Source organism: Clostridium sp. LS (assembly GCF_002760435.1).
Taxonomy (GTDB): Bacteria; Bacillota; Clostridia; order Clostridiales; family Clostridiaceae; genus Clostridium.
Map to the genome: position 1 here is coordinate 1 of NZ_AUUU01000054.1, position 19,979 is coordinate 19,979.

At 28.7% G+C, this 19,979-nt stretch carries 19 protein-coding genes; 2 read left to right on the forward strand and 17 right to left on the reverse strand.

Annotation, left to right across the window (positions count from 1 at the left end):
- Positions 1–461 precede the first annotated feature (461 nt).
- The 13 genes from COL3_RS14035 to trpE all read right to left on the reverse strand — a co-directional run bounded on the left by COL3_RS14035 (position 462) and on the right by trpE (position 12,348).
- Positions 462–881 (reverse strand): hypothetical protein, encoded by a 420-nt coding sequence (locus COL3_RS14035; RefSeq protein WP_008418106.1) that lies wholly within the window; start codon positions 879–881, stop codon positions 462–464.
- A 122-nt stretch (positions 882–1,003) separates the two neighbouring features.
- Complete coding sequence (locus tag COL3_RS14040; protein ID WP_008418104.1) at positions 1,004–1,306, reverse strand: hypothetical protein; 303 nt, start codon at positions 1,304–1,306, stop codon at positions 1,004–1,006.
- A 306-nt stretch (positions 1,307–1,612) separates the two neighbouring features.
- Complete coding sequence (locus COL3_RS14045) at positions 1,613–2,296, reverse strand: hypothetical protein (RefSeq protein ID WP_008418099.1); 684 nt, start codon at positions 2,294–2,296, stop codon at positions 1,613–1,615.
- Between the two features lies 1 nt (position 2,297).
- Positions 2,298–2,597 carry a chorismate mutase gene (locus tag COL3_RS14050; RefSeq protein WP_008418097.1) on the reverse strand — a complete coding sequence of 100 codons (300 nt, stop codon included), beginning with the start codon at positions 2,595–2,597 and terminating at the stop codon, positions 2,298–2,300.
- A 36-nt stretch (positions 2,598–2,633) separates the two neighbouring features.
- On the reverse strand, positions 2,634–4,766 hold the full coding sequence (locus COL3_RS14055; RefSeq protein WP_008418096.1) for a chorismate-binding protein: 2,133 nt from the start codon (positions 4,764–4,766) through the stop codon (positions 2,634–2,636).
- Between the two features lie 345 nt (positions 4,767–5,111).
- The gene (locus COL3_RS14060) at positions 5,112–5,573 is read right to left on the reverse strand and encodes a GNAT family N-acetyltransferase (protein ID WP_008418095.1); all 462 of its coding nucleotides are present in this window, start codon (positions 5,571–5,573) and stop codon (positions 5,112–5,114) included.
- Between the two features lie 158 nt (positions 5,574–5,731).
- Entirely contained in the window at positions 5,732–6,511 is a 780-nt protein-coding gene (gene trpA / locus COL3_RS14065) for a tryptophan synthase subunit alpha (RefSeq protein WP_008418093.1), read from the reverse strand.
- Complete coding sequence (gene trpB / locus COL3_RS14070) at positions 6,511–7,686, reverse strand: tryptophan synthase subunit beta (RefSeq protein WP_008418091.1); 1,176 nt, start codon at positions 7,684–7,686, stop codon at positions 6,511–6,513. The genes trpA and trpB overlap by 1 nt, the downstream gene beginning before the upstream one ends.
- Before the next feature lie 45 nt (positions 7,687–7,731).
- Positions 7,732–8,403: a phosphoribosylanthranilate isomerase gene (locus COL3_RS14075; RefSeq protein WP_008418088.1), complete on the reverse strand. Its 672-nt coding sequence runs from the start codon at positions 8,401–8,403 to the stop codon at positions 7,732–7,734.
- 46 nt (positions 8,404–8,449) lie between these two features.
- The gene (gene trpC, locus COL3_RS14080) at positions 8,450–9,253 is read right to left on the reverse strand and encodes an indole-3-glycerol phosphate synthase TrpC (RefSeq protein WP_008418086.1); all 804 of its coding nucleotides are present in this window, start codon (positions 9,251–9,253) and stop codon (positions 8,450–8,452) included.
- A gap of 45 nt (positions 9,254–9,298) precedes the next feature.
- Positions 9,299–10,303 (reverse strand): anthranilate phosphoribosyltransferase, encoded by a 1,005-nt coding sequence (gene trpD, locus COL3_RS14085; RefSeq protein WP_180277944.1) that lies wholly within the window; start codon positions 10,301–10,303, stop codon positions 9,299–9,301.
- 69 nt (positions 10,304–10,372) lie between these two features.
- Entirely contained in the window at positions 10,373–10,960 is a 588-nt protein-coding gene (locus COL3_RS14090; RefSeq protein WP_008418083.1) for an aminodeoxychorismate/anthranilate synthase component II, read from the reverse strand.
- Positions 10,957–12,348 carry an anthranilate synthase component I gene (trpE, locus tag COL3_RS14095; RefSeq protein WP_008418081.1) on the reverse strand — a complete coding sequence of 464 codons (1,392 nt, stop codon included), beginning with the start codon at positions 12,346–12,348 and terminating at the stop codon, positions 10,957–10,959. Before trpE ends, COL3_RS14090 begins: the two co-directional genes overlap by 4 nt.
- Positions 12,349–13,300: 952 nt before the next feature.
- Here trpE and COL3_RS14100 point away from each other — a divergent pair.
- Entirely contained in the window at positions 13,301–13,483 is a 183-nt protein-coding gene (locus tag COL3_RS14100; protein ID WP_008418078.1) for a hypothetical protein, read from the forward strand.
- A gap of 97 nt (positions 13,484–13,580) precedes the next feature.
- Here the strand turns inward: COL3_RS14100 and COL3_RS14105 are convergent, their stop codons facing one another.
- Positions 13,581–14,009 carry an Rrf2 family transcriptional regulator gene (locus COL3_RS14105; RefSeq protein ID WP_008418070.1) on the reverse strand — a complete coding sequence of 143 codons (429 nt, stop codon included), beginning with the start codon at positions 14,007–14,009 and terminating at the stop codon, positions 13,581–13,583.
- A gap of 320 nt (positions 14,010–14,329) precedes the next feature.
- Here COL3_RS14105 and COL3_RS14110 point away from each other — a divergent pair, with 320 nt between their 5' ends.
- Positions 14,330–15,439, forward strand: coding sequence for a DEAD/DEAH box helicase (locus tag COL3_RS14110; RefSeq protein ID WP_008418068.1), 1,110 nt, complete (start codon positions 14,330–14,332; stop codon positions 15,437–15,439).
- 93 nt (positions 15,440–15,532) lie between these two features.
- On the opposite strand, the gene COL3_RS14115 is transcribed toward COL3_RS14110, so the two are convergent.
- From COL3_RS14115 to COL3_RS14125, 3 genes are all read right to left on the reverse strand, one after another.
- The gene (locus COL3_RS14115; protein WP_008418062.1) at positions 15,533–16,798 is read right to left on the reverse strand and encodes a ferric reductase-like transmembrane domain-containing protein; all 1,266 of its coding nucleotides are present in this window, start codon (positions 16,796–16,798) and stop codon (positions 15,533–15,535) included.
- Positions 16,799–17,036: 238 nt separating this feature from the next.
- Positions 17,037–17,837 carry a SprT family zinc-dependent metalloprotease gene (locus COL3_RS14120; protein WP_008418051.1) on the reverse strand — a complete coding sequence of 267 codons (801 nt, stop codon included), beginning with the start codon at positions 17,835–17,837 and terminating at the stop codon, positions 17,037–17,039.
- Positions 17,838–17,879: 42 nt separating this feature from the next.
- On the reverse strand, positions 17,880–19,937 hold the full coding sequence (locus COL3_RS14125) for a TetM/TetW/TetO/TetS family tetracycline resistance ribosomal protection protein (RefSeq protein WP_008418050.1): 2,058 nt from the start codon (positions 19,935–19,937) through the stop codon (positions 17,880–17,882).
- Between the last annotated feature and the right edge of the window lie 42 nt (positions 19,938–19,979).

Below are 19,979 nucleotides of genomic sequence, written 5' to 3' on the forward strand. Positions count from 1 at the left end.
AACATCACTATTGAATACTGTCAACAACTTCTTCAAAAAAACTTTTATCCTCTTTTCAAGGATATTATCGAATTTAAGTTGTATTACTTATTTCTTTTAGCGACGTGTTTCATCTTATCATTTTTAAGATGCCCAAACAATTTTAAATTATACCATAAAATTTAATTAAAAATATATTTCATGCTAATCCTGCATTTTACTACGCTTTATGCATAGAGATACACTTGCTATAGTTGTTTATAGATATAATCTAATAAAAGAAATATTATATAACTTTAAATCTCTTTTAACTTTCCTTAGAATTAAAAAAATCATTTACCACTAGGTATACTCCCTGTAATAATTCTAAAGCTTTGATCAATACTACTAATGCATAAAAATTACTTATATTTTGATCGAACAATTTAAATAAAAAAATAAGCTTTTGCAAACACAAAAACTCATTTTAATCATAGCTTATTTTAATTATTATTTCTTGGATTAAATCCATTTATAATTAATATTGACCAATCGCTATTTGAATTTTCAATCCATTCACATTGAGCATCAAGAAACTTAAGCCATGCATTTAGTCCATGGCTTTTCTTACTAACATTCGGTGACTTTCTCCCATGTATCTCTTTTATATCTTCCAATAGTTTAATTTGCTCATCTTTATTTAGTTCTTTATTTAGAAATTCCTTTATAATTTCTATGCATTGTGTATATGCTGCAGCATCACCAAGGTATAATTCATCTGCATACACCTGTCTTTCCTTGTTAAGTAAATCACTTATTTCATTAATCTCATCTTTATTTGATAAATATTGCTTCACTCTTCGTAAAGCTTCAATATCGTTATCTAATTTGTTTATGGTTTTTTCAAGTTTTTCAAATCTCATTTGTTCTTCTCACTTTTCATATTTATTTTATTCATTAAATTATTTAATGAAATTTAATTAATTATAACACTAATAGCTATACGTATAAACTATAAGAAATAAAATATCTACAAAATAAATTCCTACTTTATTTTAGAATTGATTCCATCATATAGATATTCTAAATAATCTACATTAAAATTATTCTCCTTCAATTTATCAATTCTTGCCTTTGCAATTTTCATTGTATCTTTTGCTTCCTTATAATCCTTATCTTTAATACAATTACTAGTATAAGATAATAGATAATCTATCTTCAAAACATCTTCAGCTAAGTCTTCTCTATCCTTGTTTACTAATTCAACTAATAATGAATATATTTTAGGAGAAGTTGTATTTTTAGTATCTTTCAAAATATCTGTATTTCTACTAGTTTTTTTTGCCATAAATTATAAACACCTCATTTCCAGAAAATTATATCATTGTAATATATCATTGGCTAGACATGTTTATATTATTTCATACGCACATTTTATATCATTGGTACACTGCATTTAATAACTGTAATAGGAATAAATACCCATATTCCCTCTTGCAGCGACGGTTTCTATCCATATTTATACTTAAGGATTTACTTATTGTTGCTGTTGCAATTCTAATTGAGCTTATGGTCAAAGAAAAACTTAAGGGCATACTTACTAAAAGGCTACTGCTTAGACCCACCATATTAACTGCATATTTTTCTTAGATGATTAATTAGTATTCTTTATAACTAACATTTTATCTCCATTCTTTTGAAACATATAATTTGTTTTCTCTATCTTCACACTATAACTCTTTCTATAATTTTCTATTATAGGTTTTAAGATAACTGATTCTTTAGCATCCAAATCTAGTATAGGGAAAATTCGAATTTCTTTGCAAATCCTAAGCATTTCATCAATAGCTTTTATGTGAAAATCTAATCCCAGTTCAGGGTATAATAGTAGAAAATGCGAGCTCAGACCTATGTCAAAATGCTTATCTGCAAAATTAGTTTTATTAGGAAGTTCATGGGTAATATATCTTTTTTCTTTCTTTCCTTCTTCAAAGTCATCTATAAAATTATACATAGCTCCCATTCTCATTTTTTCTAATTCATCTAAATTTTTAATGGTCTCCCAAACAAAATTATCTTTATTTTCTTTCGTTTGCTGCATTACAATTCCCTTTGTTTCTTGAATTCTATTTAGTAGTTGTTCTTTAGTAAATTGATAAATCGGATCAAAGGATATAACATTGTTTTTTAACTTAGTCATTTCAAAATTAAAGCTTGCAGGTCCATCCCCAAAACTGGCTATAGCTTTTTTTAGTTCCTCTTCTTTCAAGTTAAACATATTTTTATATTCCTCTAATGTTCTTCCCCATGGTACTACAGTAGATAATTCAAATGCCATATTAAATATCCTCCCCTTGACTTAATATCTTCTGTTCAGCCAACTCAAAATTTATAAATGAGCTAATCATTTCTCTATAAATCTTTTCAACTATATCTGGATTTACACAGTACTCATTAGCTAAATCTCTCACCTTGCTTATAATTTTTTCCACTCTTTCAGCCGCCTTCACTTCGTCTGAATTCTTTTTAAAACTAGCTGCTTGTACAACATATGTACTTCTTTCAGCTATTAACTTAACTATTTTCTTATCAATAATATCTATATTTTCTCTTACTTGTTCTAAATTCTCGCATTTCATAATAATCAACATCCTTCTAATTTTATATTTTACCTATTAGTCTTGCGTCATACCTAACACTTGCTTAATAGTTTCTGTTTTATGCTGTATTTCATTCCATTCTAAATAATCCTTGGAATCAGCAACTATTCCAGCTGAAGCTTGTAAATATAAATTTTCACCTTTTCTCAAAATTGTTCTTATGATAATTGAGCTTAATATATTTCCATTAAACTCAAAAAATCCAAACGCGCCGCCATACGGCCCTCTTTCTTCATTTTCTAATTCATTAATTATTTCCATTGCCCTTACTTTTGGAGCGCCAGTAAGAGTACCTGCTGGAAAAGTTGATTCAAACAATTTCATGGTGTTAATTTTGCCCAGAACTTTCCCCTCAACATTACTTATTAGATGATATACATGAGAAAATTCCTCCGTTTTCATTAATTCTGAAACTTTAACACTTCCTGCTGCAGCTATTCTTCCTATATCATTTCTAGCTAAATCAACTAACATTATGTGCTCAGCCTGCTCTTTAGGATCATTTTCTAATTCTTGTTTTAATATCTTTGCTTCCTCTTTAGTTTTTCCTTTTCCTTTTGAAGTACCAGCAATAGGCCTAATTATTACATTCTCATTTTCAACCTTTAACTGTAATTCTGGACTATTACTAATTAACTGATAATCTTTATTCTCCCAATAAAACATATATGGAGTTGGATTTGATCTTCTAAGTTTTTTATATACTGAAAATGGATTAATATTTTTCTTTAAATGTAACCTTCGTCCTATTTGTACTTGAAATATATCTCCATCCTTAATATAATGTTTTGCTTTGGCTACTTTATATAAAAACTCTTCCTTAGTAGTATTGGAAAATTCTTCAAATTTACTATTATAAATACCATTATTATGAGTATTATTATCAGTTATACTAACTTCTTGAACTAAAATCTTTTCAATATCTATACTTACATTTTTTACTCCAGGAATTTCATTGTTAATAACGATTAGTTCTGATGTATTTTTATCGTATTGCAAAATCGTTGAAAAATATTTTAAATGAATATCAGGAAATTTTAATACACTTTGATTTTTATTACTAATTTCCTCAATATAATGTAAGTACTCATACGAGAACACCCCTATAAGCCCATTACTAAAACTAACTTCCATATCATGCATCTTTGTTTCCTTAAAAATTGCTGATATTATTGGATAAATATCTGAAAATTTTCGTCCTTTTAAATTAAAATCTTCTTCGTTAATATCATATTGGTCTTTGAAATTTTCAATAAATATATCATATATAGGTCTATTATCAGTATTTATTTTCATTCTACCATTTGAGACAATCAACTCATATTGGGGAAATACCCCTATATAGCTTTTCCCGCAATCAGTAGTTGGTCCATCTACAGAATCTAAAATGGTACAGCTGCAATCACCATAGTTAGCCCTTATACTTTCAAATATGCTTAAAAAGTCATTCTTAAAACCAAATTTGAAAGCATGCTGTTTAATTTCTATTGGTTTTACTCTATTTATCTCATTAATTTTGATTACATTCTCATCTTCTATACTGTTATTAGTATTAATAAAATCTCCTCTGACTAACTTTTCACTACGATGTAAAAATTCCAAAAGAATACTCTTTCCAATATCAGTCATTATTGATTCAGGATGAAACTGTACACCTTCAATATTATAATTTTTATGTTTTATTCCCATTATTTCACCTTCAATAGTTTGACACGTTATTTCAAAGCAATCAGGAAGTGTTTTCTTTTCAATAACTAAAGAGTGATATCTGGTTGCCATAAATTCATTAGGTAAATTTTCAAATACTCCCTTTGAATTTGTAAAAATCTTTGATGTCTTTCCGTGATACAATTCTTTAGCATGAATAATATTTCCACCAAAAGCCTCTCCAATCACCTGATGACCTAGACAAATCCCAAAGATTGAAATCTTCCCCTTAAAATATCTTACTACGTCTAAACATATACCAGCACTTTTGGGATTTCCTGGACCTGGGGAAATAACTATAATATTAGGATTCATTTCCTCTATTTCTTTAATTGAAATCTTATCATTTCTAATGCAAATCACTTCATTTTTCATTTCTTTTAAATACTGATAAACATTAAATGTAAAAGAATCATAATTATCTAATAATAGAATTTTCATATAACTAACCTCCAATATAAATAAAAAAAACATCTCATCCCTTATAGGACGAAATGTTTTAATCTCGTTATGCCACCTAACATATACTTTACAGATTTAAAAATAGAGTTACAAATAAAATTAAGTTCCTTAGATACTTGCAAGTAATCACAGAAAAATATCATATTAACTATTTTTATATCCTATCATTTTAACGGCTGACTCCCGTACATTCCTACTTTAATAAATTTCAAAATGTCACCTCAAAGACCCATTCAATAATAATTTAGTATTCGAATCTCACTAAACTTCCGAATTCCCTTTATACTAATCTTTATTACCTACTATTCTTATCACTGGCTTTAATTAAAAATTATCATTCTTTAAAACATAGTTACTAATATTGAATCCATACCTTTTATAAAATGGCAGAGCATCGTCATTAGCATAAACTACATTAATCTTAATATTTTTTATATTATTTGACTCAAACCAATCTAATGAACTTTCCATTAGCTTTCCACCAAGACCAAATTTACGATAGTCTCTTTCAATATATATGGATTCTATTTCTCCATATCCATCGTCAATGGCACTTAAACAGTATCCTGTATATTTACCACTATCATCATCTAGCAGAATATCAAGCTTAATATTTTCCCCATCAGCCTTTTGTATAATTGATTTCATTCTTTTGTCAAAGGTGAAATTCTCAAATCTCTGCTTAAAATAAACTGATTTTTCTAAGTGAACAGAATTAAGCTGTTCCCATAATGGTTTAATAAGTTCAATATCTTTTATCCCCTTTGTAACTATATTAATCCCCATTAGATCACCTCAAATTTGATTTATATTTATTATCAAAAGCCCTCTTTTATATTTATGCTATTTGCATTTTTGCCAATATTTTAATACTATTCTCTACTCAAAATTCCCCAATTAGAGTATTCTTGATAACTTTCAGAAGATTCATTTAAAAATTTAAATTATGAATTAAATCCTTCTTTTAAATCTTTAACGAAATCGATAACAGCTTGTTTACCTTCTGGCATTCTCTTAACGATAGCACTACCTACTATTACCCCATCACAGTAATCTTTAACTTCTTGTACTACTTCTTTTGAAGAAATTCCAAAACCTATGCACATTGGTATATCAACAATTTTCCTTACCTCTTCTAAGTATTCATGTGTCCCGCTATCTAATGAAGTTCTTTCACCAGTTGTCCCATTTGTTGAAACGCAATATACAAATCCCTTTGCATCTTTAGTTATAGCTGCAATTCTATCTTTTGATGTTCTAGCTACCAATGGGATCAAATATAATCCATTTTCTTCACAAGCTTTAATTATTTCTCCTCTTTCTTCTAATGGAACATCTGGAACTATAAGACCATCCACACCACTTTCAGCTGCTTCCCTAATAAAGTTTTCAATTCCTCTAAAATAAACAACATTAAAGTAAACCATTAATACAACAGGCACCTCTGATTTTCCCCTTATTAATTCTACACATTTAAATACATCTTTCACTTTTGTTCCATTAGCAATAGCTTTAGTATATGCATTTTGTATTACTGGACCATCTGCAAGTGGGTCTCTAAAAGGTATTCCAATTTCCACTACAGTTGCTCCTTCTTTTTCTAATTCAATTACTAAATCGGCAGTTTCTTCAACTGTAAAATCTGCTCCACATGTTACAAAAGGTATAAGAGCCTTCCCATTATTCTCTTTGACTTTATTAAAATATACATCAATTCTATTCATTATTTCTCACCCAGATATGCAAGCACAGCATCCATATCTTTATCTCCTCTCCCTGAAATATTAATGATTATAATTTTATCATTACCTAGTGTTGGTGCTAATTTTTTAGCATATGCTACTGCATGTGAAGATTCAAGTGCTGGAACTATTCCTTCAATTCTAGTTAAATACATGAATCCATCTCTTACAGCTTCTTCATCTGTTATACTTACATATTCAGCTCTGTTTGTATCTGCTAAATATGCATGTTCAGGTCCAACACCTGGATAATCTAGACCTGCTGATATTGAATATGCTTCAAGAACTCCACCATCATTATCTTGAAGTACATAACTTAACATTCCATGTAAAATTCCTTTTTCTCTTTTTGTAATAGTCGCCGCATGTTCTCCTGTTTCAATACCTTTGCCGGCTGCTTCAACTCCAATAAGAGCAACTTCCTTATCTTTAATGAATGGATAAAATATTCCTATTGCATTACTTCCACCTCCGATTGGAGCTAAAATATAATCTGGAAGCTTACCTTCAAGTTCTAAAATTTGTTTTCTTGCTTCATCACCTATAACTCTTTGAAAATTTCTAACCATAGTTGGGTATGGATGAGGACCAGCAGCTGTTCCTAAAACGTAAAATGTATCTTCTACATTTGCTGCCCAATATCTTATTGCTTCAGTTACAGCATCATTTAAAGTTCTTACTCCATTTAAAACCGGAACTACTTCAGTGCCAAGAAGTTCCATCTTCTTAACATTCATAGCCTGTCTCTTTATATCCTCTTCACCCATAAATACTTTACATTCCATTCCAAATTTTGCTGCTATTGTTGCTGTTGCTACACCATGCTGACCTGCACCTGTTTCTGCTATAACTTTCTTTTTCCCCATTCTTTTAGCTAGGAGTATTTGTCCTAAAGCATTATTAATTTTATGAGCACCTGTATGATTTAGATCTTCTCTTTTTAAGTAAATCTTTGCACCGCCTAAGTCTTTCGTCATATTTTCAGCATAATAAAGTGGACTTGGTCTACCTGTATAATAATTTAAATTATACATATATTCTTCCATAAATTCTTTATCATCAATAACTTTCTCATATGCTTCTTCAAGTTCAATTAAAGCATTCATTACAGTTTCAGGAACATATTGTCCCCCAAATTCATTAAATCTACCATTCATTATTTTTCCAACCTTTCTTACTTCAGTTAAAATCGACTTCTATTTTTAAATTTTTCTTACATTTTCAATAAAATCTTTCATTTTATCAAAAGATTTAGTTCTATTTCCGCTTTCATCAACAACTTCAACGCCTGATGAAACATCAACACCTATTGGATTTGCCTTTTTTACCCTTTCAATAACATTTTCCGGAGTTATTCCGCCAGCTAAAAAGAAGTTATATTGATTAGAAAAACGGCCTTCTAATTTAGAATTTTCTTTAAATAATTTACTTATATCCTCTAAACTAAATATTTCACCACTTCCTGGGTTATCTCCATCAATGAGTAAATTATCTATTAATGAATTATCTTTATTGGGTATGTATTTTTTTATATTTTCGATATTGCTTATGGATAATGCCTTCCATACTTCTATAGAACCATTCATTTTCTTCTTTAATTCAATAATAAAAGTTTCATCTTCTTTTCCATGAAGCTGAACAGCATCTAAATATACTACCTCAAGAACATCAAGAATTTCTTCCATTGAATTATCTTTAAATACTCCAACAGTTTTGATTTCCTTGTTTAACTTACTACATAACTCTTTTGCTTTTGCACCAGTTACTTGTCTTTTGCTTTTTGTAAAAACAAATCCAATATATTCTGGTTTTAAAGCATTTATATATTCAATTTCATTCCCATTAGTTATTCCGCAAATTTTAATTTGAATCATATTAAATCCTCTCGTAATCTAATATTTTATTTTCTCCTAAGAAAGACTACTTATTACTTCTAAAATCTTTATATTTAGTTTTAAACTCTGAATCATCTATTTTTCTCATAAATAATTCTCCAATTAAAACCCCATCTGCCCCATATTCCTTTATCATTTGTAAATCTTCAATACTCATGATGCCGCTTTCTGCAACGATTATTTTGTCTTGTGGTATATATTTAATTAGTTCTTTTGTAGTATCTAAAGTTACATTGAAAGTTTTTAAGTCTCTATTATTTATTCCAATAATCTCACAATCAAATTTAAGAGCTAAATCAAGTTCTTCCTTGTTGTGAACTTCTACTAAAGGCTCTAAATTAAATCTTTTTGCTTCTTTATAAAATTCTCCTAACTTCTCTCCTAGAACACTAGCTATTAGCAAAATACCATTTGCCCCTAAAACTTTTGCCTCATAGATTTGATAAAAATCAATCACAAAATCTTTGCGGAGAATCGGAATATATGAAATTTTTCTTATTTCCTTTAGGTATTCATCACACCCCAAAAAGAAATCTTCTTCTGTTAAAATAGAAAATATATCTATTCCCATGTAAGTATAATAATTTAATATTTCTTTAATATTAAAATTTTCAACAATTACACCCTTAGAAGGAGAAGCTTTCTTAAATTCCCCAATCACAGACAAGCCTTCTTTTTTTAAAGCAGCTTTAAAGGGATTTATATAATTTGATTCTCTTTCATCTTTTACTTTTCCTAGCGCTTGCTTTTCTAATTCCTTTATTGGTATTTCCTTTTTTCTCTTTTCTACTCTAATTTTTTTCTTTGCTACAATATCGTCTAAAATCAAAAAATATCACCTCTTTAATTATTTATCGTAAATCAATCATGCAACTTACAGATTTGAAAGTTCCTCATATTTTTTATAGGCAGCTCCTGAATCAATAAGTTCAGCTGCTTTCTTAATACCATCTTCTAATGAATCTGTAATCTTCGCAACATAAAGTGCAGCCCCAGCATTTACAACTACGATATCTCTTTGAGGACCTTTTTCACCTTTTAAGATGCTTATTATTATTTCTGCATTTTCTTTTGCTTCCCCACCTTTAATATCTTCTAAAGATGCCTTTTTAATTCCTAGTTTTTCAGGATCTAATTTATAGGTTGTAATTTTTCCAGCCTTAACTTCACATACACTTGTAGTAGTTGTTGTAGTTATTTCATCTAAACCATCATCACCATGAACAACCATTGCTCTTTCTAATCCAAGATTTAGCAAAACTTCACCAATCGTTTCTATTAAAGCCCCATCATATACCCCCATTAGTTGTCCACTAATTGGTGCTGGATTTGCAAGAGGACCAAGTAAATTAAAAATTGTTCTTGTTCCAAGTTCTTTTCTTTCCTTTGCTACATTTTTCATTGCTCCATTATACCTTGGTGCAAATAAGAATGCCATTCCATTTTCTTCGATAATTTTTTTACTTTGAATTTCATCATAATCAATATTTATGCCAAGCTCTACAAGGGCATCAGCGCATCCGCTTTTACTTGATACTGCACGATTACCATGTTTTGCAACTTTTGCTCCACCACTAGCTGCAATTATTGCTACTGCTGTAGAAATATTAAAAGTCTTTGAGCCATCTCCGCCTGTTCCACAAGTATCAATCAAGTGCTCTCTATTTTCTATTTCCACTTTAACACCATTATCTCTAAGCGCTTTAACTGCACCTAAAATTTGATTTGGTGTTTCCCCATTAATTCTTAGACCAATTAAGAAACCTCCGATTTGAGCAGATGTTGCTTCACCTCTCATAATTTGATTTATAACGTCTCTTACTTCATCTTCTGTTAATACTTCTTTTGCTGATAATTTTTTTATTGCTTCATTTATAATCATTTTAAAGCCCCCCTTTATTCAGTTAACAGTTTAGAGTTAACAATTAACAGTTATATTTGATTTATTTTAATTTTCTAATTTATCATTACAAATATTAATCACAAAATTTCCAATCATGTGTTTTCCTTTAGGTGTATATATTGATTCTGGATGAAATTGAAGTCCAAAAACATTGTATTCTTTATGCTTAAGAGCCATAATATCATTACTTTCTACAGTTAATGCTAAAACTTCAAGACAATTTGGAAGAGAACTATTTTCAACTATTAATGAATGGTATCTCATAACATCTAATTTTCTTGGAATTCCTTCAAAAATATCTTTTCCCTTAACTAGAACTTTTGATGTTTTACCATGAAAAATTTCGTTTGCTCTAATAACTTTACCCCCGTAAGCTGTTGCAATACTTTGATGTCCAAGACATATTCCTAAAATCGGAATCTTATTTCCTAATTTTCTTATTACTTCTATAGAAATTCCTGCATCTTCTGGAACTCCAGGACCTGGAGAAATAACTATACCTTTTGGATTTAATTCTCTTAATTCCTCTATGGTAATCTCATCATTTCTAAAAACCTTCGTTTCTGCAAATTCACTTAAATATTGATATAAATTAAAAGTAAAAGAATCATAATTATCTATTAAAGCTATCATCTTAAAGCCTCCTTTAAAACCATTAGTTTATTTTGAACTTCTTCAAATTCTTTTTCTGGAACCGAATCATAAACAATTCCTGCTCCTGCTTGAAGATAAGCCGTTTTATCCTGCAATATAAGTGTTCTTATAGCTATAGCCATATCCATATTTCCACCGTACGAAAAATATCCAACTGCCCCTGAATATATTCCCCTTTTAAAATCCTCAAGATCCTCAATTATTTCCATTGCTCTTATTTTAGGAGCACCTGACACTGTACCTGCTGGAAGGCAAGCTGCTAAAGCATCAAATCCATCTAAATCATCTTTTATTTCCCCAACAACTTTGGTAGTTATGTGCATTACATGTGAAAATCTTTCTATTTTCATAAAATCACTAACATTCACTGTACCTATTTTGCTTACTTTTCCAATGTCATTCCTTCCCAAATCAACAAGCATAACATGCTCTGCTAATTCCTTTTTATCTTCCATTAATTCCTTTTCTAAAGCATTATCAATTTCTGGTGTTTCACCTCTTTTTCGTGTACCAGCTATTGGATTTGTAATTGCTTTTCCATCTCTTACTGATACAAGGCTTTCTGGTGAAGATCCAATTACCTGATAAGTATCATAATCTATTAAGTACATATAAGGGGATGGATTTTCTTCTCTAAGTTTTCTGTAAATTTCAAGATGAGACTTTTCAGTTTCACAAGTCATTCTTTGGGATAACACAACTTGAAAAATATCACCCGCTAAAATATGCTCTTTTGCTTTTCTTACTTTTTCTTCAAAATCTTCTTTAGATGTATGGAATCTAAATGAAATATCCTTTTTTTCTACTGATGGTTCAGTTAATGTTGGTTTATAAAGAAGACTATTAATATATTCATATTGAGACGTTATTATTTCATCGTATTCCCTATTATCATTTTTTAAAATATTGTCTATAATATAAACTTTATGAGTAAAGTGATCATAACAAATATATCTATTATAAAAATTAAATCTTATTGTTGGAGCTTTTAACTCATCTTTATTATTAAAATTAAGCTTCTTTTCATAAAGTTGTATGGAATCATATCCCATATATCCTATTGCTCCACCTTTAAAAGAAAATGAATTAGTACTACAATCGAATTTAATGTGGCTTTCTTTTTTAAGTTCATCTATTTCCTCTTGGCCTTCTCCACAAATTTCTTTATAAGGATTTTCTCCCATAAATGAGTATCTTCCAAAGTAATTCTCTTTACTTCCGCTTTCAAATATAAATCTTCTACTTCCTTTAAATCCGTCGAAAATTTTTATAGGAGTTATTTCATCTCCTCTAAATTCACTTATTAAAGAAAATACATATTCCGATTTCTTTTTTTCATAAAAACTTTCTTTTGAAATATTAATCATAATCCTTCCTCCTAAAGTGAGACTCCATTTAATACATTGTCCGGTTCAACTTACTTATTAAATATAAGTAAGTCAATCTTTCTTAAAAATATAATTACGAGTCTCAATTTTTTATTATTTTACTTATTTAGCATTCCATTAGTAATTGCTGATTATTTAAGAATCATCCTTCTTTAGTATTTTCTATACAAAAAAAGAGCCACTTCATCCTAAATATTGGGACGAAGTGACTCGCTATGCCACCCAAATTCAAATAATAATTAAGTGATATTATAGTAATGGCGAATTTATATTTCCGATTTAATTTAACATCTAAATGATAAATTTTTTTCAAATCAAAACTATAAAATATTTATTATAGAAAAAAATTATATAATATAATTCTATAAATAAAAAACATCCCATCCAAACTAGGACGAAATGTAACAATTCGCTATACCACCTAATGTATATATTATCAGATACTTATGAAGATATTATACAAAAAGTATTTACATAAAGACGCATAAATGTAAGTACTACCTAATATCTAAACTATATCCTGTCATTTTAACGGCTGACTCCCGTACATCCCTACTTTAAAGCTATTTCAAGATGTCACCTCAAAGACCCATTCAATAATATCTACAGTATTCGAATCTCACCAAAATATCGAACTCTCTTTACACTAAGCTTTATTATCTACTATTCTTATCGCTGGCTTTATTTATCTTATAAAAAAGATAACATACTATCATAAAAAATGCAAGAGCTTTTTTTCAATAATAAATCTCTTTTTATGTAAATTAACCCAATTAATTTTTAATGATATTATCTTTGTTAATTTTAAAAAACTAACATTTTAACTTCTTTTCAAAACTAAAGGGAAACTTTATTTCAATTCATGAATAAACTATTTAATATCTAGGTATTAATTAATTTGCAATAATATTTCGGAAAGGATTTGATTATTATGGAAACGGCTTATGATTTATTTAAAAAATTACTAACAATCATGGCGGATATAGACAGGCTTTTAGATGAAAAATCAAGAGTGACTAGTGAAAGAAGTACACAAATATTAGATCAAAAAATTGATGTTCTCGAAACAGAAATGTTTGAAATAAGAAATAAATTAAAAAGTATTAAACTATAATTAAAAAGCCTACAATAGCAGTAGGCATTTACATAAAATATAACTTACTTAAGACACATAATAATATAATTTTAGTGCCTTAAGTAAGTTTTAATATCTAGATATAATACATATCTTCCTTGTTAAATTTTTTGTAATCATTAACTAAGTCTTCTAATGTAATAGAATGAAAGAAATTACTTATTTTATTATTAATAACATTCCATAAGTTTTCACTCATGAAGCTTTCTATTTCATTATCATCCTTTTCAATATCAATTAAAAGCAAATCACCTTCTAGAACATTTAAAATGTCTCCAATTGTAAATTCTCTAGCACTTTTAGCTAAAAAGTAACCTCCTTGTGCTCCTTTTTTTGCATTGATTATTCCACCTTTTCTAAGTGAAGAAAAAATTTGCTCTAAATATCTTTCTGATATATCTTGCCTTTCTGAAATACTTTTTACTGTTACCATATCAGATGATGAATATATACAAACATCAATTAAAGCTCTTAATCCATATCTACCTTTTGTCGAAATCTTCATAAAACCACCATATCCTACCTTTCTCTCTACATTTAATTATATTAAGACATATTTATAAAATCAACTGTCAATTCTTACTTTTATGCAAAATTTTCTGAACATTAAATTATTAATTCAATATTTTAATTCAGTATTCCTATATTATTAGTGTGTATTTCTTCTTATTACTAATTTATCATATTTTTCTATTTTGTAAACATATTTTTTTCATTTTGATTGACTTTTATTTATCAAAAACTATATTATAAAGAATAGTGCTTAAGAAAATATCAAATAATTAAACTAATTATAAATATACTTATAAGAAAGGCATGAAAAAAATGAATTTTAAACAATTAGGTATAAGTGACGATTTAAGTAGCATATTAGAAAAATCCGGAATCACAAGTCCTACTCCAATTCAGGAGCAAAGTATACCAATAATCGCTCAAGGAAAAGATGTAATTGCAGAAGCTGCAACAGGAACTGGAAAAACTCTTGCTTTTTTACTTCCTATTTTTGAAAAAATCAATCCAAAATTAAATAATATTCAAACTCTAATACTAACTCCAACGAGAGAACTCGCAATACAAATAACTAATGAAGCTAATAAATTGAACGAATCAAATAATATAAATATCCTTGCTGCTTATGGTGGAAAAGATATTGGATCACAATTAAATAAATTAAATAGAAATATTCATCTAGTTATTGCAACTCCTGGAAGACTTCTAGATCACTTAAACAGAAAATCTATTATTTTAAATAATCTTAATACATTTATTCTAGATGAAGCTGATCAAATGCTATTAATGGGATTTAAAAATGAAGTTGAAGCAATTATGAAAGTAATACCTAGGAGAAAGCAAATGCTGTGCTTTTCCGCTACAATGGATTCTGCTGTAAAAAAATTAGCTTATAGATATATGAATGAGCCAGCTGTTGTTTCTATTCAGAAAGAAGAAATTATATTAAATGCAATTAAGCAAGATGTGGTTGAAACAACAGATAGAAATAAAAGAGATTCTTTATGTAAAGTATTAGATGAAGATAACCCATTTATGGCCATAATATTTTGTAGGACTAAAAGAAGAGTTGATGAACTCGAGTTAATTCTGCATAATCGTAAATACAATTGTATAAAGCTGCATAGCGATATTCCTCAAAATAAGAGAGAGCGAATAATGAGATCATTTAGAAATGCAGATATACAATATTTAATTGCTACCGATGTAGCTGCACGGGGCTTAGATATTAATGGAATAACCCATATTTATAATTACGACATACCTGAAAATGTAGAAAGTTATATACACCGTATAGGCAGAACAGGAAGAGCTGGTGAAAGTGGCTATACATGTATGTTTGTAGATCCTAAAAATATGAGAGATTTAAAAGAAATCGAAGACAATATTGGATTTAAAATAAATAGACGAGTTGTAGAAATATAAATTAGAATGATAATGGCATTTTCTAAACTAATAATTACAATAATTTTTCATATAGAAAATGCCATTTATATTTTATCAATACTTTTCATCTACTTATTTAAATTGAAAATGTTCGAAATAAAAATTAGACACATTTAACTCACTATCTTTAAATTGTTTTATCAAATTATCTCTCATTGGTTTAGGACCACAAAAGTAAACATCAACTTTATCTTTTGTCTTAACATGCTTAGTTATTTCTTCCACAGATAAAAATCCTTTTTCTTTAGAATTAAATAAATGAATTCTTAAGTTATCTCTGCTTATAGACTGCAATTCGTCAACATATGCACCTTCTTCATTATTATTATAAGCATAAAAAAAGTCTATAGAGAAATTCTTATTAATATCAGATTGAGAAAAACTTCTAAATGGTGTTACTCCGATTCCACCAGCAATCCATATTTGATTTTGTTCACCATTTTCATAATTAAATTTACCATGTGGTCCAGATACTACAAATTCATTTCCAATTTCGAGGGAATTAAAAAGCTCCTTTGTGTCGTCTCCTAAAGCCTTAATTGTAAACTGCAGTTCCCCTTTTTTAGGCGCCTGACTTATAGTAAATGGATGAGAAAGAAACTTATTTTTGCCATCTAATATTTTTAGAAATGCAAATTGGCCAGGCTTAAAATTCATATCTTTTCCTAATGCAGTACCTGTAATTTCTAATGTTCCATTAGCAACTTTTTCTAACGTGCTAACTTTATACTTATATTTAAAAGAAGTTTTTTCATAAAAGAAAATACTATAAATTACAGATAAAATTCCAATTAAATTTACAGTATCTAACCATATGCTAAAAGGCTCTATAGAAAATACATTATAAGTTGCACTTCCATAATAATGATAAATGCCCATAGCATATGGTATAATCATTAATTTATGAATTACTTTCCATCTTTCGTAGTTAAGTTTTTTTGCAACAAGAGCGATTATTATTAGGATTATAAATAAATACATACTAAAAGTTCCATACATTGCATAAGGATCTCTCACACCTTTTATTCCCAAGGCTCTTTCATCACTCTTTCCTATGCTTATAGTTATATTGTGTATAACTACTAAAATCAGTGCTGATATACTCAAGTATTTATGGTAAATATACGATTTATCTAATCCATCGAATAAATTGTCTAATATTCCGTGCCTTGTAGAAATAAAATTTATAAATGCAAATGCCACTAGAGCAAATGCTGCCAATAGCTGCGAATATCCTGTCATTGATGATATTGTTCTAGTTGGCTGCACCATTAACCAGAATATCCAAGTTACCGCCATAAATAAAATAATTAATACAATCCCTAATCTCTTTTTCATAAAATTCCTCCTTCAATCTTTAGTATTAATAAAATTGTAAAAATAATACTTAATTTTGATTTTCTATATAGTTTTCATATAAAACATATATTCGAATTAATTATATTACCAAATAATTATTATTAATTATATTTTAGCACATATGGCAAAATAATGCTATTATAAAATTTGAAGATTTTTAAACTCCGGTACTATAATAAAAGAGGCAGCCACTTTACGTGTGCTACCTTAAAAAAATTTACAAGTATAAATTCATTCCATTCTTCTTAAGCCATTCATGCTTTTCTTTATAATCAGGCATTATTTCACCTACTCTATTCCAAAAGTATTTCGAGTGGTTCCTATGATCCATATGACACATTTCATGAACAACTATGTAATCTAATACATCAGCTCTTGCCATACTTATTCTCCAATTAAATAAAATCGCATTTTTTCCAGTACAGCTTGCCCATCTTCTTTTTTGTTCCTTTACTCTAATTGCAGTCACCTTATCTTTAAAATTATTTGAATAATAATCTATTCTTTTCTGCACAATTTCAAGGGTTTTTGTCCTATACCATTTTTCGAAGGCAACTTTTAGTCTTTCCTCATCTAATGTATTTGTAGTTATTATAAATGTATTTTTATTAAATGAAGACTCTTGCTTGGAGTTTTCCATTTTTGTATTCCTATTAGCAGATATATTTCTATCATAGTCACATGCAAGCTTATTAATTAATTCTATAGATATTTTTTTTTTCTTTTCATCATATATTAGTTCAAATGGATACTCCTCTCCCAAATACATAAAAGTACTTCCCAGAGTAAAATCTCTTTTGACTTTTATATAACCTCTCTCTTCTACTTCTTTCTTCTTTTCTAAAATCCACTGGGCTTTATTTTTTACAACCAGCAAAATATACTCCCTGCTAGTTTTCAAGGGTGCAATAACAACTACTTCCCCACCTTCTTCAATCTTAATACAAATGGTTTTTCTTTTTCTTCGAATAATGTTAAATTCTATTTCGTTATTTTCATATTTAAATTTATATTTCATTATATCCTCCTGTAACCCCAAGCATAATAACACCATTTCTGTTTATTCTGCATCGCAGTGCATTGCTTCATCTGCTTTATCCCAAGGTACTAAGTAACCTTGCCCATGAGAGCAGAAAACAGATGTTGATGTGTATTCAATATCAGCATTTTTATTATATTCTTTACTTTTAATTACTTCATCCCTATTGTGACAAATATCATATCCATCATATACTAAGCTTATACTTCCTTTTCCCTTGGTAAACGCAACAACCTCCATACTATAGTCCATAAAAGTTGCAACCGGTCCTCTACCATTAATGATTGCCTTATCTTCATCTATTACTGCTGGCTCAAAAGTACCATTTAACTTTTGTATATCCGATAATACCCTTCCTATATAATCACTTGAAACAATTATGGTAAATTTATAATACGGCTCGAGTAATATATTTTCAACCTTTTCAAGTCCCTGCCTTAATGCTCTAAAGGTCGCTTCTCTAAAGTCTCCTCCACAAGTGTGCTTGTTATGAGCTCTTCCTGTTAGAAGTGTTACCTTAATATCTGTTAAGGATGAACCAGTTAAAAGTCCATGGTGATTTCTTTCAAAAATATGAGTTCTAACTAAATTTTGATTTCCAAATGACAAATTATCACTGTGGCACTTATTTTCAAAAACTATCCCGCTATTTCTAGGCAATGGTTCAAGTTTTAAATGTACCTCTGCATAATGTTTTAATGGTTCGAAATGACCACGGCCTATTGCTTCTTTTGCTATAGTCTCTTTATAGAGAATTTGACATGGTCCAAAGTCTACTTTTAAATTAAATCTTTCTTCTACAACTTCTTTTAAAACTTCCAATTGAATTATTCCCATTATATGAACATGTATTTCTTGTAATATTTCATTCCAAACCACATTTAAAGCAGGATCTTGTGCCTCTAAAACTTTAAAATAGCTAAGAACTTCCCGCACATTACATGCTTTATCAAAAATAACCTTAGATATTAACGCAGGAATCATTTCATAATCAGTTTTTTCCTTTAATGCACCAATTCCATCACCAGGTAGTGCCCTCGAAATTCCCGAAACAGCAAATAAATCACCGGCTTTTACACAATCAACAGTTTTAAATTTACTTCCATTATATATTCTAATACTGTTTATTTTTTCCGTAATTCTATTCATATAACTCTGAGCAACGTTATTTTCGCTAAACGAACTATTATTTTCCTCAATTTCTCCACCATAACTAACTTCATCTCTAACCTTTAATGTTCCTGTTAATGCTTTAATAAAGGTTATCCTATTTCCATTTTCGTCGTGTCTAATTTTATATACCCTTCCTGAAAATTCTCCATTTTCATTATATTTAGTACAGGTAAGTTTATCAAAAGCACTTAAGAATTCTTTTATTCCTTCATCTTGAAGTGCTGAGCCACCAAAACATGGAAATATTTTATTTTCTCTTATTAAATTTATTAATACATCTAACCAAAGCTCATAATCATAATTTCCTTCAAGATATTTTTCTAAAAGATTATCATCATATTCACTTATAATTTCAATTAGTTCATCACTAAAATTAATTTTATCAGCATTTAATTTATTATTTTCATCTTTGCAATTCCAATTACAGTCAATAAGATCATAATCAATTAAGCAAACATCTTTAGTTAAATCTCTTTTAATTTCTTTAATTACTTTTTCTTTGTCTGCACCAATTCTATCCAATTTATTAATAAAAAACATTGTTGGAATTTTATATTTTCTAAGTAAATTCCATACGGTTTTAGTATGTCCCTGTACACCCTCAATACTGCTTACAATAATTATTGCATAATCCATAATTGCAATTGCTCTTTCCATTTCAGTGCTAAAATCAATATGCCCTGGAGTGTCAACTAAATAATATGTAGAACCCTTAAATTCAAAAACACCTTGATCAGAAAATACAGTTATTCCTCTCTGTCGTTCAATGTTATGACTATCTAAAAATGCATCTTTATGATCAACTCGTCCTCGGTTTCTTATGCTGTTAGTATGATAAAGTATTTGTTCTGAAAATGTAGTTTTTCCTGCATCAACATGTGCAAGTACTCCTATTGTTTTTTTCATAAAACCATCCCTAATTATTATTTATATTAAATATACTATTCT

What these genes read in the sequence shown, in the direction of transcription:
- COL3_RS14035 (WP_008418106.1), bottom strand. Translation starts at nt 881, where the DNA reads ATGAGATTTGAAAAACTTGAAAAAACCATAAACAAATTAGATAACGAT.
- COL3_RS14040 (WP_008418104.1), bottom strand. Translation starts at nt 1,306, where the DNA reads ATGGCAAAAAAAACTAGTAGAAATACAGATATTTTGAAAGATACTAAA.
- COL3_RS14045 (WP_008418099.1), bottom strand. Translation starts at nt 2,296, where the DNA reads ATGGCATTTGAATTATCTACTGTAGTACCATGGGGAAGAACATTAGAG.
- COL3_RS14050 (WP_008418097.1), bottom strand. Translation starts at nt 2,597, where the DNA reads ATGAAATGCGAGAATTTAGAACAAGTAAGAGAAAATATAGATATTATT.
- COL3_RS14055 (WP_008418096.1), bottom strand. Translation starts at nt 4,766, where the DNA reads ATGAAAATTCTATTATTAGATAATTATGATTCTTTTACATTTAATGTT.
- COL3_RS14060 (WP_008418095.1), bottom strand. Translation starts at nt 5,573, where the DNA reads ATGGGGATTAATATAGTTACAAAGGGGATAAAAGATATTGAACTTATT.
- trpA (WP_008418093.1), bottom strand. Translation starts at nt 6,511, where the DNA reads ATGAATAGAATTGATGTATATTTTAATAAAGTCAAAGAGAATAATGGG.
- trpB (WP_008418091.1), bottom strand. Translation starts at nt 7,686, where the DNA reads ATGAATGGTAGATTTAATGAATTTGGGGGACAATATGTTCCTGAAACT.
- COL3_RS14075 (WP_008418088.1), bottom strand. Translation starts at nt 8,403, where the DNA reads ATGATTCAAATTAAAATTTGCGGAATAACTAATGGGAATGAAATTGAA.
- COL3_RS14090 (WP_008418083.1), bottom strand. Translation starts at nt 10,960, where the DNA reads ATGATAGCTTTAATAGATAATTATGATTCTTTTACTTTTAATTTATAT.
- trpE (WP_008418081.1), bottom strand. Translation starts at nt 12,348, where the DNA reads ATGATTAATATTTCAAAAGAAAGTTTTTATGAAAAAAAGAAATCGGAA.
- COL3_RS14100 (WP_008418078.1), top strand. Translation starts at nt 13,301, where the DNA reads ATGGAAACGGCTTATGATTTATTTAAAAAATTACTAACAATCATGGCG.
- COL3_RS14105 (WP_008418070.1), bottom strand. Translation starts at nt 14,009, where the DNA reads ATGAAGATTTCGACAAAAGGTAGATATGGATTAAGAGCTTTAATTGAT.
- COL3_RS14110 (WP_008418068.1), top strand. Translation starts at nt 14,330, where the DNA reads ATGAATTTTAAACAATTAGGTATAAGTGACGATTTAAGTAGCATATTA.
- COL3_RS14115 (WP_008418062.1), bottom strand. Translation starts at nt 16,798, where the DNA reads ATGAAAAAGAGATTAGGGATTGTATTAATTATTTTATTTATGGCGGTA.
- COL3_RS14120 (WP_008418051.1), bottom strand. Translation starts at nt 17,837, where the DNA reads ATGAAATATAAATTTAAATATGAAAATAACGAAATAGAATTTAACATT.
- COL3_RS14125 (WP_008418050.1), bottom strand. Translation starts at nt 19,937, where the DNA reads ATGAAAAAAACAATAGGAGTACTTGCACATGTTGATGCAGGAAAAACT.